At 72.7% G+C, this 13,617-nt stretch carries 7 protein-coding genes; 4 read left to right on the top strand and 3 right to left on the bottom strand.

Annotated features, from left to right (window positions below):
* Positions 1 to 372 precede the first annotated feature (372 nt).
* The gene (locus ABT061_RS02490) at positions 373 to 4,938 is read left to right on the top strand and encodes a type VII secretion EssC family protein (protein WP_350911819.1); all 4,566 of its coding nucleotides are present in this window, start codon (positions 373 to 375) and stop codon (positions 4,936 to 4,938) included.
* Positions 4,939 to 4,985: 47 nt separating this feature from the next.
* On the opposite strand, the gene ABT061_RS02485 is transcribed toward ABT061_RS02490, so the two are convergent.
* On the bottom strand, positions 4,986 to 5,258 hold the full coding sequence (locus ABT061_RS02485) for a WXG100 family type VII secretion target (protein ID WP_030907662.1): 273 nt from the start codon (positions 5,256 to 5,258) through the stop codon (positions 4,986 to 4,988).
* 173 nt (positions 5,259 to 5,431) lie between these two features.
* Between ABT061_RS02485 and ABT061_RS02480 the strand changes: the two genes are divergently transcribed.
* The 3 genes from ABT061_RS02480 (at position 5,432) to ABT061_RS02470 (ending at position 9,658) form a co-directional block, all read left to right on the top strand.
* Positions 5,432 to 6,154, top strand: a complete 723-nt coding sequence (locus tag ABT061_RS02480) for an SDR family NAD(P)-dependent oxidoreductase (RefSeq protein ID WP_350911817.1) — start codon at positions 5,432 to 5,434, stop codon at positions 6,152 to 6,154.
* A gap of 90 nt (positions 6,155 to 6,244) precedes the next feature.
* Positions 6,245 to 7,999, top strand: coding sequence for an acetyl/propionyl/methylcrotonyl-CoA carboxylase subunit alpha (locus ABT061_RS02475; RefSeq protein ID WP_350911815.1), 1,755 nt, complete (start codon positions 6,245 to 6,247; stop codon positions 7,997 to 7,999).
* 288 nt (positions 8,000 to 8,287) lie between these two features.
* The gene (locus ABT061_RS02470) at positions 8,288 to 9,658 is read left to right on the top strand and encodes a hypothetical protein (protein ID WP_350911813.1); all 1,371 of its coding nucleotides are present in this window, start codon (positions 8,288 to 8,290) and stop codon (positions 9,656 to 9,658) included.
* Between the two features lie 144 nt (positions 9,659 to 9,802).
* Here the strand turns inward: ABT061_RS02470 and ABT061_RS02465 are convergent, their stop codons facing one another.
* Positions 9,803 to 10,807, bottom strand: a complete 1,005-nt coding sequence (locus tag ABT061_RS02465) for a LacI family DNA-binding transcriptional regulator (protein WP_350911811.1) — start codon at positions 10,805 to 10,807, stop codon at positions 9,803 to 9,805.
* On the bottom strand, positions 10,804 to 13,575 hold the full coding sequence (locus tag ABT061_RS02460; RefSeq protein WP_350911809.1) for a glycoside hydrolase family 3 C-terminal domain-containing protein: 2,772 nt from the start codon (positions 13,573 to 13,575) through the stop codon (positions 10,804 to 10,806). Before ABT061_RS02460 ends, ABT061_RS02465 begins: the two co-directional genes overlap by 4 nt.
* Between the last annotated feature and the right edge of the window lie 42 nt (positions 13,576 to 13,617).

Here is a 13,617-nt window from a genome sequence, read left to right as displayed (position 1 = left end):
CGAATGATCGAGAGGCTGCACCGCGCGGCCGTCGGGCTGGCCGAGGTGACCTCCGAGGTCAGCGCGTACGCCGGGCTGCTCGAGGAGAAGACGGGCGAGCTTCGGGCCCGGACCGCGGCCCGCCGTTCCGCCGGTTCTCCGAACAGGTTTTCCACAGCTCCATACCGCGGGCAGGCCGGCCCCCAGGAGGTGATAAATCACCAAATATCCCCATAAAGCGGTATAAACAGCCGCCGCCTACGGAGAGTTATCCACAGGCTGGGATGTTTTCCACATACCGGGTCGCGCGCCATGAGATTGCCGCGAACACCCTCTCGGACCCCGTTTCCACTCTGTACGGTGGATCCGGGGCCTGACCCGAGGAGAGCGTCGATGCGGATCATGCTCACCGTGCTCAGCGAGCACGCCGACCGCGATGTCGTGGTCGAGGGCGACGAGACGACCACGGTGGCACGGCTCGCGGAGTCACTCGCGGGCCAGGGCGGCGAACGTCCGAGCAACGTGGTGCGGCTGACACGCAGCAAGGCCCCGTACGGGCTGGGCCGCGACTCGGCCGGGGCCGAGCCCCCGGCGCTCTGGCTGGACGGCCGCCCCCTCGACCCCGCCGCCCCCGCGCTCGGCCTGCTCCGCGACGGCGACCTGGTCACCCTCGACCGCTCGCTCGCCATGGCCACCCTCGCCGAGGAGCCCGGCGGGATCGTGGAGATCCGGGTGGTCGGCGGGCCCGCCGCCGGGTCGGTGCACCGCCTCAGCCTGGGCGTGCACACCATCGGCTCCGACCCCGCCTGCTCGGTGGCCGTGTCCGACCCCCGGCTGCCCGCGCTGGCCGCCGTGGTGCGACTCACCCCGGACGCCATCACCGTGGAGCCGGGGGACCCGGGGGGCCCTGGGGACAGGGCCGGGGCCCTGCTCGACCGCGAGCGGCTGGCAGGTCCGCTGCCCTGGCCCGAGCACGCCCTGCTGAGCTGCGGCGGCAGCGTGCTGACCCTCAAGGCGGTGGAGCCGCCCGACGCGCACCTGGACGCGCAGCCGGACGGCGGCCTGGCCTACAACCGGCCGCCCAGGTTCCGCCCGCCGGGCGGCGCGCGGCGTTTCGAGGTCCCGGCCGAGCCCAGGCGGGCCGAGACCATGCGGCTGCAGCTGCTGACCGCGTTCCTGCCCGCGGCGCTGGGGTTCGGCATGGCCTGGGCGCTCCAGACGTGGTACTTCCTGCTGTTCGCGCTCATGACACCGCTGATCATGATCGGCCAGTGGTGGAGCGACCGGCGGCACGGCCGCAAGCAGTACCGCCGGCAGCTCAAGGAGTACCGGGAGCGGCTGAAGGTCTTCGAGGCGGCCGTGGAGCGCGCCTGTGCCGACGACGAGACCGCCCGCCGCGCCGCCGCGCCCGACCCCGCCGAGGTGCTGCTCACCGTGACGGGCCCCCGGCGGCGACTCTGGGAGCGGCGCGACCACGACCCCGACGCGCTGCGGCTCCGGGTCGGCCTCGCCGACCTCCCCGCCGACCTGGAGTTCACCCCCGAGCGCTCCGCGCCGGCCGACGCCCCGATGCCCGCCCCGCCCACCTGCCAGGCGGTACCGGTGGCACTTGCCATGCGCCGCCTGGGCGTCGCCGGTCTGACCGGGCCCAGGGAGACGACGGCCGGGCTGGCGCGCTGGCTGGTCGGCCAAGCCGCCGCCCTGCACAGCCCGCGCGACCTGGCGATCGTCGTGCTCTCCGCGCACGGTGACGGCGAGGAGCACTGGAGCTGGGTACGGTGGCTGCCGCACTGCGCCCCGCGCGGCGGCGAGGACTGCGTGGTCCTGGTCGGCGCCGACCCCGAGGCCGCGGCCCGCAGGGTGAGCGAGCTGGCCGCGCTGATCGACGAGCGCCTCGGCGACGACGCCGCCGCGGGGCCCGCGGCCAGGCTCGGCCGCGTACCGGCCGGCTGGGGCGATCTGGGGGGTGGCGGGTCCGAGCAGCCGTACGCCGCCCCCGTCTACGACGAGCGCCCCTACGACGTGCTGGTGGTGCTCGACGGCGCGCAGGTGCTGCGCGCGCTGCCGGGCATGCCCCAGGTGCTGCGCCAGGGACCCCGCGCGGGCGTCTACACCCTGGCGGTGGACGGCGACCAGCGGCTGCTGCCCGAGGAGTGCGCCACCGTCGCCGCCATGCAGGCCGACGGCACCGTGCGGCTGCGCGGCGGCGGCCTGGACGACCTCGGCGAGATCCTGGCCGACCAGGTGACGGCCGCCTGGTGTGACCGGCTGGCCCGCTCGCTGGCGCCGATCCGCGACGTCAGCCGCGACGACGCCGGCCTCGCCCTGCCGGGCTCCGCGCGGCTGCTCGACCTGCTGGAGCTGCCCTCCGTCTCCGGTGCGGCCCTGGCCGAGCGCTGGGGCCGGGCGACCGAGGCCGTGGTGGGGGTGGGCTCCGAGGGATCTTTCTCGGTCGACCTGCGCAGGGACGGACCGCACGCGCTCATCGCGGGCACCACCGGCGCGGGCAAGTCGGAGCTGCTGCAGACCCTGATCTGCTCGCTGGCGGTGGCCAACAGGCCGGACGAGATGACGTTCGTGCTGATCGACTACAAGGGCGGCGCCGCGTTCAAGGAGTGCGTGCGGCTGCCGCACACGGTGGGCATGGTCAGCGACCTCGACGGCCACCTGACCCAGCGGGCCCTGGCCTCACTGGCCGCCGAGATCCGCCGCCGTGAGCGCCTGCTGCTGGCCGTGGGAGCGAAGGACATCGAGGACTACCACGAGCTGCGCGACGCCCGCACCGCCCGCGCCTCCCGCGACCTGCTCGTCGCCGGGGGCGGCGCGCCGGTCAGGCCGCTGCGCGGGCGCGCCGAGCCTCCGGCCCCGCTGCCCCGGCTGGTGCTGGTCATCGACGAGTTCGCGGCCATGGTCAGCGAGCTGCCCGACTTCATGACCGGACTGGTCGACATCGCCAGGCGGGGGCGCTCACTCGGCATCCACCTCATCCTCGCCACCCAGCGCCCCGGCGGGGTGGTGACCGCCGACATCCAGGCCAACACGTCCCTGCGGATCGCGCTGCGGGTCACCGAGGCCACCGAGTCCACCGACGTCATCGACCGTCCGGACGCCTCGTACATCCCCAAGTCCGCTCCCGGCCGGTGTTATGTGAAGTCGGGCGCGGGCGCGGCGACGGCGGTGCAGACCGCGCGGATCGGCGGACGGAGCCCCGGCGTCTCGGGCGGCGAGGCCAGGGTGCGGGTGACGGAGGTCGGCTGGCAGGCGCTGGGACGCCCCAGGCCGGCGCGCGCGGGAGTCGAGGGAGGCCACGTCACCGACCTGTCCGTACTCACCGACGCCCTCGTCGAGGCGGCCCGCGTCGCCGGAGTCGCGGAGCAGCCGAGCCCCTGGCTCGAACCGCTCCCCGAGCTCATGGTCGTCCCCGGCCTCTCCACACCGTCCACCGGTCTGCCCTACCGGGCGGGGGCCGAGGAGGTGCCGCCGCTGGCCTTCGGGGTCACCGACATGCCCTGGGCGCAGGACCGGCGAGCACTGGCGCTCGACCTCGCGGGAGGAGGGCACCTGCTCGTCGCGGGCGCCTCGCGGAGCGGGCGGTCCACTGCGCTGCGCACGCTCGCGGGGGCGATCGCCGGCCGGACCTCCCCCGACGACGTGCACGTGCACGCGATCGACTGCGGCTCGGGGGCGCTGCTGCCCCTGATGGCGATGCCGCACTGCGGTGCCGTGGTGACGCGCGACCAGCTCGACCGGGTGGATCGGCTGCTGGCCCGGCTCCGCGCGGAGGTGGGGCGGCGCCAGCAACTCCTCGCCGAGGCCGGGTACGCCTCGCTGGCCGAGCTGCGCGCCGGCACGGACGGCCCCCGGCTGCCGTGGCTGGTCCTGATGCTCGACCGGTGGGAGGGATTCGTCGCCGCGTTCGAGGGCTACGACTACGGGCGGCTGATCGATTCGCTGATGCAGCTGCTGCGGGAGGGACCCGCGGTCGGGCTGCGGGCCGTGGTGACCGGTGACAGGTCCGTGCTGCTCGGGCAGATCTCCACGGTCTTCGACGACCGGCTGATCCTGCGGCTGGCCGACCCGTCCGACTACGGCCTGGCCGGGCTGCCGGTCAAGGACCTGCCCACGACCCTCGCGCCGGGCCGCGCGCTGTCCGTCGGCGAGTACGGCACGACCGAGAGCCAGATCGCGCTGCTCTGCGACGACCCCTCGGGACCGGCGCAGGTCGCCGCGCTCCAGGCGCTGGCCCGGTCGGCACCGGAGATCACCGCCGACCCGCCGATGCGGGTGGACGCGCTGCCGATGCGCGTCACCGCGGCGCAGGTCCTGGATCTGGTGCCCTCCTTCCGGCCGCCGTCGCCGTTGTGGGCGCTGTTCGGTGCCGGGGGCGACTCGCTGGCCCCGCTCGGCGTCGACCTGCTCGCCCACGGCCCCGGCGCGGTCGTCGCGGGGCCGCCCAGGTCCGGCAGGTCCACGGCACTGCTGACCGCCACCCACTCCCTGCTCTCCCAGGGCACCCCCACGGTCCTGGTGACTCCCCGGCGCAGCCCGCTGTGCACGCTGGTGGACACCCCGGGCGTGCTGGCCGTGCTGGACGCGAACGGTGACCTGCACGAGGCCGTCGCGGGGCAGGACCGCTACGTCGTGATCGTCGACGACGCCGAGCTGATCTCCCCGGACTCCCCCCTGGGCACCGCGCTCGAACAGGTGCTCCGGAGCGGCAGGGACGGCGAGCACGGCATGATCATCGGCGGTACCACGGGCGACCTGACCACCGCCTACCGAGGTTTCGCGGCCGAGACCCGCAAGGGGCGCACCGGCCTGCTGCTCTCGGTCCAGAGCCCCGCCGACGGCGACCTGTTCACGGTCCGGCTGCCCCGCGGCGCGGTCGGCGGCCCCCCGGGACGCGGCCTGCTGGTGACCCTGGGCTCGGTGACTCCCGTCCAGGCGGCCATCACCTGAAAATGCCCCGGTCTTTCCAGAACCGGGGCATTTCGGCGGGCCGTTTCCTATCGCGTGGCGGACTCGATATTGCCGCGGTAGGTGTTGATCACCCGAGAAGCCTCGCCAAGCTCCTCGGACATGCGCTGGAAAGCGGCGCGGTAGTTCTGCCAGGCCTCGCTGAAACGCTGGGCGCCGGGCCCCGTCCAGGCCGTTCCGACCTTCGCCGCCTCCCTGTCAAGGGCGGCCACGGTGGCTCTGACCTGGTCGGCCTGCTGGGTGAACTGGGTGGCCATCTGCTGCATTTCCGCGGGGTTGCCGCCGAGCAAGTTCTGGCTCATGCCAGTCTCCTTCGGATCGGTGTCGGGGGTTGGTCACCAAACGAAATCACGATAGGCGTACGGATCACAGGGGTATCCGGGATATACCGAGCGGCTATGGACGTTCCCTTCCCCACTGAGAGGCTAACGTTCTTCATTGTCTTGATTTTTAGTGATTCAAGGAGATATGGGCAGTGCGTGAGATTGTGGTGACGGGCGGAGGCACCGGGATCGGCTACGCCATCGCGACGGCGTTCGCCGCGCAGGGCGACCGGGTGACCGTCACCGGGCGGCGCGAGCAGGTGCTCAAGGAGGCGGCCGACCGGCTGGGCGTCTCGTACGTGGCGTTCAACGCGGCCAACCCGGTGGCGGTGGGCGAGGCGCTGGAACGGCTGCCGGCGCGGGTGGACGTGCTGGTCAACAACGCGGGCGGGAACACCAACCTGGACCGCGTGCCGTCCGGCGACGACCTGATGGACGTGGCGGAGGGCTGGTGGGCCAACCTCAACGCCAACCTGATGTCGGCCGTACTGGTCACCAGCGCGCTCATCCCGCGCCTCGCCGAGGGCGGCCGGATCATCACGATCGGTTCCATCGCGGCCAGGGGCACCGGCTCCGGGTCCTACGGCGCGGCCAAGGCGGCCGTGGAGGCGTGGACCGCCGACCTGGCCGCCGAGCTGGGGCCGCGGGGCGTCACCGCCAACGTGGTCTCCCCCGGTCTGATCGTGGACACCGAGTTCTTCCGGGGCCGTCTCACCTCAGAGGGGGTGCGCCGCAGGGTCGAGGGCACCAGAAACGGCAGGGCCGGGACCCCGGACGACGTCGCCGAGACCGTGAGGTTCGTCGCCTCCGCTGAGGCACGCCACGTGACCGGGCAGGTTCTGCACGTCAACGGCGGCGCGTACCTGGGCAGGTAGGACCCCCCTCGGTTTCGCCATCAAGCGCCGCTTACACTCCGTTGGAGGCCCGCCAGCCCCCTGTTCGCACGCCTGAAGGGAACGACGTCGGTGCATAAGGTCTTGATCGCCAACCGTGGTGAGATCGCGGTGCGAATCGCCCGCGCGTGCAAGGACGCCGGGTTGGCCAGCGTCGCCGTCTACTCCGACCAGGACCTGGACGCACTCCATGTCCGGGTCGCGGACGAGGCGCACGCCCTTGGTGGCCAGACGCCCGCGGAAACCTATCTCGACATCACCAAGCTGCTGCGGGTCGCCGCGGAGACCGGGGCGGACGCCGTACACCCCGGCTACGGCTTCCTGGCCGAGAACGCCGACTTCGCCCAGGCGGTCATCGACGCCGGCCTGACCTGGATCGGCCCGCCGCCGGCCGCGATCACCGCGCTCGGCGACAAGGTGCAGGCCCGCCACATCGCGCAGAAGGTCGGCGCGCCGCTCGTGGCCGGCACCAAGGATCCGGTCTCCGGGAGCGAGGAGGTCGTCGCCTTCGCCGCCGAGCACGGCCTGCCGATCGCGATCAAGGCCGCCTACGGAGGCGGCGGGCGCGGGCTGAAGGTGGCGCGCACCGCGGAGGAGATCCCCGAACTGTACGACAGCGCGGTCCGCGAGGCGGTCACCGCGTTCGGCAGGGGCGAGTGCTTCGTCGAGCGCTACCTGGACCGTCCCCGGCACGTGGAGACCCAGTGCCTGGCCGACACCCACGGCAACGTGGTCGTGGTGTCCACCCGTGACTGCTCGCTGCAGCGCCGCCACCAGAAGCTGGTCGAGGAGGCACCCGCCCCCTTCCTGACCTCCGAGCAGCTCGACCTGCTCTACACCAGTTCCAAGGCGATCCTGCGCGAGGCGGGCTACGTCGGGGCCGGCACCTGCGAGTTCCTGGTGGGCCAGGACGGCACGATCTCCTTCCTGGAGGTCAACACCCGGCTGCAGGTCGAGCACCCGGTGACCGAGGAGGTCGCCGGCGTCGACCTGGTACGGGAGATGTTCCGCATCGCCGACGGCGAGGAGCTGGGCTACGGCGACCCGGTGCTGCGCGGCCACTCGATCGAGTTCCGGATCAACGCCGAGGACGCCGGGCGCGGCTTCCTGCCCGCCCCCGGCACGATCACGCGGATGAGCGCCCCCTCCGGCCCCGGGGTGCGCCTGGACGCCGGCTACGAGGCCGGCATGACCGTCCCGCAGTCCTTCGACTCCCTGGTCGCCAAGCTGATCGTGACCGGAGCCAGCAGGGCACAGGCCCTGGAGCGCTCGCGCCGGGCGCTGGCCGAGTTCGAGATCGACGGCATGCCGACCGTGCTGCCCTTCCACCGTGCCGTGGTGGCCGATCCCGCGTTCACCGGTGAGCCGTTCTCGGTGCACACCCGATGGATCGAGACCGAGTTCGACAACACGGTCGCGCCGTACGCAGGAGAGCACGGCGCGGCCGAGGAGCCGGGCGAGCGGCAGCGGATCACCGTCGAGGTGGCCGGCAAGCGGCTGGAGGTGGTGCTCCCCGCGGGGTTCGCCGCCGGGAACCCCGGCTCGGGCGGCGTGGCGTCGAAGGCGCCGCGCCGGGGCGGCGGCGGGGTGGCCAAGAAGGCCGCGAGCGGCGACTCGCTGGTCAGCCCGATGCAGGGCACGATCGTCAAGGTCGTCGCCGCCGACGGTGACACCGTCGCGGCCGGTGACACGATCGTCGTGCTGGAGGCGATGAAGATGGAGCAGCCACTCGCCGCGCACAAGGCCGGCACCATCACCGGACTGGCGGCACAGGTCGGCCAGACCGTCACCTCGGGCGCCACGATCTGCGAGATCAAGGACGTCTGAGGTCCCGCCCGGCGCGGTGTCCGCCCACGTTCACCGGCTTCGGCATGCCGTTCCGGTCGCCCCGGAGATCCGGCGGGGATTCATGGACATCGCGCCGAGGCCAGGCTCCGGAGCCCCGGCCACCCTCGCTGAAGCCTTCGCGTGCGCGGACCCGCACGGACCGTGGCACGACGATCACACACCGGATGCCCGGGTAGACGTCTGACGCGGTTCGGAAAAGGATACGGTCGGGATGTAGGAACTCTGCCGTCCACTCATTCGTCTTCAGGACGAAGGAGGCTTTCTGCCGTGACCACGATTAGAACCGCGCCAGGCCGTTTCGGTGCCATGCTCATGGCACTGTTCGCCGGGCTGCTGGCCGTTTTCATGCTCGCCCCGGCGGCCCACGCCGCGGCGCCAGACCCCAGCGCGATCGTCTCGGAGCTGAAGGACGGGGACCGCTTCTACGCCGATCCCGCGGCGGGCCTGCCCGCCAATGCCGTCGACGCCATGCGCAGCGCCACCGAGAAGACTTCCTCCGTCTACGTGGCGCTGCTGCCCGAAGGCTCGATCAGCAGCCAGTCCCAGGCGAAGACGCTGCTGAGCTCGGTCCTTAAGGGCGTCGGTCCCAAGTCGACGGTCCTGGTGATGAGCGGCAGGACCCCGTTCGGCGTCACGAACATCAAGGGCATCGACGTCGACGAGCTGCTCGGACGGGCCAAGGCCAACAGCCCGACCGACAGCGTGATCAACTTCACCAAGCTGGCGAACGACGCGGGGATCGGCGGCGGCGCCCCCGCCAACTCCTCCGACTCCTCCAGCTCCAGCTCCTCAAGCGGCTCCAGCACCGGCGTGCTGGTCGGCATCCTGGTGCTGGCCGCGGCCGGTGGCGCGGGCATCTTCTTCTACTCCCGCAAGAAGAAGAAGGATCGCGAGATCCGTGAGGCCGCCGAGCTGGCCGCGGTCAAGCAGACCGTGGACGAGGACGTCACCAAGTTCGGCGAGGAGATCACCGACCTCGACACCGACGTCAAGCTGCTCGGCGACAGCGCCGACCACCTGCAGGACTGGCAGCGCGCCCTGGACTCCTACGAGCGGGCCAAGGTGGAGCTCGCGGCGGTCAAGCGCCCCGACGAGCTCCGCGGCGTGACCACCGCGCTGGAGGAGGGCCGCTACGCCCTCGCCTGCGTGAAGGCGCGCGTCAACCACCAGCCGCTGCCCGAGCGGCGCTCCCCGTGCTTCTTCAACCCGCAGCACGGACCCTCCGTCCGCGACGTGCGCTGGGCCCCGCCCGGCGGCGCGCTGCGCGACGTGCCCGCCTGCGCGGCCGACGCCGAGGCCGTCGAGCGCGGCTTCGAGCCCCAGACGCGCGAGGTCATGGTCAACGGCGAGCGCCGCCCGTACTACGACGCGGGACCGGCCTACCAGCCGTACGCCTACGGCTACTACGGCGGCTTCGGCGACGTCATGACCGGCATGCTCGTCGGCACGATGATGGGCAGCATGCTGAGCGGCGGCTTCGGCGGCGGCTACGGCAGCTACGGCGCCGGCTACGAGCAGGGGGTCGCCGACAGCGGCACCGACTTCGGCGGTGGCGGCGACTTCGGCGGCGGCGGCTGGGGTGACTTCGGCGGCGGAGGCGACTTCGGCGGCGGAGACTTCGGCGGCGGCGACTGGTAGTCCCACCCGCGTAGAACGACGCCGGGCGCGCTTCCCCTTTGGGGGAGCGCGCCCTTCGTCCTTCTACGCGTCGTTACCCCGGAGCCCGCCGCCGGACTCCCCGCGCCGGGCTCCGGGTGACGCCATCCCGCCGTACGGAGGCTCTCAGGTGCTGTCGCGCACGGTGAGCCGCGGCTGGAGCAGGGTGTCCTCGGGGACGACATGGCCCTCAAGCTTCTCCATGAGCAGCCGGACCGCCTGGCGGCCCACCTCCTCGGCCGGGATCAGCACCGAGGTCAGCGGCGGACTGGAGCGTTCCGCGATGTCGTCGGGGCAGATCGCCACCACGGCGACGTCGTCGGGCACCCGCCTGCCGTGCTGGCGCAGCGCTCCCAGCACGTGGTTGACCGCGGCCTCGTTGTGCACGACCAGCCCGGACAGGCCCGGCCTGGTGTCCAGCAGCTCGGCGATCACGGCGGACACCTGGTCGAAGTTCTCCTCGCACGACAGGGCCACCCCCTTCAGGCCGGTGTCGGCCACGGCCGCGGCGAAGCCCTCTCGGGTGCGGCGGGCGAAACCGGTGCCCCGGTCGTAGACGACCGAGGGGGCACCGAGCAGCGCGACCTCGGTGTGCCCGCGCTCGGCCAGGTGCTCCACGCAGAGCGCGCCCGCCCTCGCGAAGTCGAGGTCGACGCAGGTCAGCCCGGCCGAGTCGGCGGGGAAACCGATCAGCACGCTGGGCTCGGCGAGCTCCCTGAGCAGCGGCACCCGGCTGTCGTGCAGCTCCACGTCCATCAGGACCAGCCCGTCGACCAGCGCGCTCGCCGCCGCCCTGCGCAGCCCGTCCGACCCCTCGTCGGCGGTCAGCAGCAGCACGTCGTGGTCGTACTGCCGCGCGGCGGTGACCACCGAGGTGGCGAACTGCATCAGCACCGGGACGTGCATCCCCACCCGCAGGGGCAGCACCAGCGCGATGACGTTGGCCCGCTTGCTGGCCAGCGCCCTCGCCCCGGCGTTGGGGTGGTATCCCAGGACCCGCACGCTGTCGAGCACCCTGCGCCGGGTGTCGGCCGAGATCGCGCGCTTCCCGCTGAGCACGTACGACACGGTGCTGACCGCCACCCCCGCGTGCCTGGCGACCTCGCTGATGGTCACCGCCCGCTCGCTCATGCGGTCTCGTCGAAGCTCAGGGCGGCCACGGTGATCCCCATGTTCTCGAACACCACATAAAGATCGTGGACTCCCCCCTGCTCCGCAAGCCCGGCGCGCACCTCGGTGAGGTCGTGGCGGCCGGCGCGGGGGACGGGGAGGTCGCCGACCACGGGGCCGTAGAGGGGGTCGTCCAGGCGCAGGGTGATCACGCCGCCCTCGGCACTGGTGGCGCTGACCGAGCAGGAGGCGGCCCCCTTTCCCAGATCGACCGAGCGGAACACGATCCACGCCCCCTCGGCGGTGGAGCGCACGGCGTCGCCGGAGACCCTGGCCGCGTCCACGAACGCCACCGAGTCGTACTCGTCGTGGTCCACCGCGGCGATCGGGCCCGCGAAGGCGTCGCGCGGCGGGATGCGCTCGCCGTCGACGTGGAAGGAGGCACAGAGCCGGATGTCGCGCGCGGAGCCACCGATCATGATCTTGTGGGACGCGTCCTCGACGACGAACCGGCCCCTGGTGACGTCCCAGAAGGCCAGTTCCCGAACGTCGAGGTCCCAGTCGACCCGGGTGCTCTCGCCGGGGGCGAGCCGCACCTTGACGAAGCCTCGCAGGCGGCGCAGCGCCTGCTTGACCCGGGAGCTCCGCTGACGGGTGTAGATCTGGACGACCTCCACTCCGGCCCGGCCACCGGTGTTGGTGACGGTGGCCGAGGCGGTGAGCCGGCCGTCCCGCACCGAGACGGCCAGGTCGGTGTAGTCGAAGGTGGTGTAGCTGAGGCCGTGGCCGAAGGGGTAGAGCGGGGTGCCCCGGAAGTACTGGTAGGTCGCGTCGGCGGCGATGATGTCGTAGTCGAGCAGGTCGGGAAGCTCGCACGCGGAGCCGTACCAGGTCTGGGTGAGCCGCCCCTCGGGGTCGGCGTCGCCGAACAGCACCTCGGCCAGCGCGTGCCCGTACTCCTGCCCGCCGTGCGAGGACCACAGCACCGCGGGCGGGTCGTCGCCGTCCCAGGTCACCGGGTAGCCGCTGCTGATCACCATGACGGTCCTCGGGTTGACCGCGCGTACCGCCTCGACCACCGCCTGCTGCCCGGCGGGCAGCGCCAGGTCCAGGCGGTCCTCGGTCTCCCTGCCGTTGACCAGCGGATGGTCCCCGACGACCACCACGGCCACGTCCGCGGTCGCGGCGAGCGCTGCGGCGGCCTCGGCGCCGCTGACCACCCGCTCCACGGTGAGCCAGGCGGCGGCGTCGGCGTCGTCGACCAGGCGGAGGACCTCGCCGTCCAGCGCGACGTAGCGGCCCGTGGAGATGTGCCGGAGCGCCAGCGTGCCGCGCGGGCGCTCCTCGGTGCGGAAGGTCTGGCGCACCTCCCAGCCGTTGGGCCCCGGCTGGTCGTTGACCAGCACGCCGTCGTCGCCGACCGACAGGTGGCGCCCGGTCGCCACAGCCCGCAGCGCGTAGCAGCCGCCGCCCCAGTCGAACAGGTCGAACAGGCCGGGTTCGGCACCGATGCCGAGCGGCCCGCCGTCGAGGTCGGCGACGATGTGGCCGCCGTCCACCGAGAGCGTGATCCGGTCCACCGCCTCGCAGAAGACGGTCTCGCACCGCTCGGCGAGCCCGGCGCGGGCGGTGACCGCGTAGGGGAGCGTCCCGGAGTACCAGTCCTCCATGAGGGTGTCACCGAGCTGGCCGATGACCGCGATCCTGCGTACCGAGGTCAGCGGCAGGACTCCGTCGTTGCGCAGCAGCACGATCGAGCGCCGGGCGGCCTCGCGGGCCAGTTCCTGGTGCTCGGGGCAGTTGACCACCGCCTCGGTGATGTCGTCGTACGGGGTGGTGGGGTCGAACTCGCCCAGCCGGAAGCGGATGGAGAGCGCGTGCCGGACCGCGAGGTCGACGTCGGCCTCGGCGAGCAGGCCGCGCTCCAGCGCGGCGTGGATGTGACCGAGGGTGGCCCCGGTGCGGTCGTCGTCCTGGGTGAAGCTGTCGAGCCCTGCCTTGATCGCGTGCGCGTAGGCCTCGGGGAGATCGTCGTGGTAGGCCTGCAGGCCGGTGAGGTTGGCGGGCGCGTAGGCGTCGCTGACCACGAGGAGATCGTCGGGCGCCCAGGCCCGCAGCACCTCGCCGATCAGCGGGCTGAGGTGGGCCGGGCGGCCGTTGACCAGGTTGTAGGAGGGCATCACGGCGACCGCGGCGCCGCTGGTCAGCGCGGACCGGTAGGCCGGGAGCTCGTACTCGCGCAGCACCCGGGGTGGCAGGTCGCTGGAGGTGACGCAGCGGTCGGTCTCGTTGTTGTACCCGAGGAAGTGCTTGAGGGTGGGAGCGGTCTTCAGCACCGTGGGATCGCTCCCACGAAGGCCGGAGGCGTACGCCGTCGCCATCACACCGGTCAGCCACGGGTCCTCGGAGTAGCCCTCCTCGTTGCGGCCCCAGCGGGGGTCGCGCAGCGGGTTGACCACCGGCGCCCAGACGTTGAGCCCGGCCCCCGCCGGATCCTTGTGGTGGAAGGCCAGCACCTCGTCGCTGGTGGCCTCGCCGACCCGCCGTACCAGGTCGGGGTCCCAGGTGCTGGCCAGCCCGATCGCCTGGGGGAACACCGTCGCGGGGCCGAGCCAGGCCAGGCCGTGCAGCGCCTCGGTGCCGGTACGGAAGGGGCCGAGCCCGAGCCGCTCCACCGGCCGCTGATACTGGTGCAGCAGCCCGACCTTCTCCTCCAGCGTGAGCCTGCCCCGCAGGTCCGCGATCCGCTGCGCGAGGGGAAGTTCCGGGTCACGGAACGGTTCGTTCATCGGGGACCATCCCTTTGAGAGCGTCGAAGCGCTTCGATTTTC

The sequence above is a fragment of the Streptosporangium sp. NPDC002544 genome (genome assembly GCF_040295965.1).
Classification (GTDB): Bacteria; Actinomycetota; Actinomycetes; order Streptosporangiales; family Streptosporangiaceae; genus Streptosporangium.
Note: the sequence above shows the minus strand (reverse complement) of the source record. Positions and strands in the feature narration are given on the sequence as shown.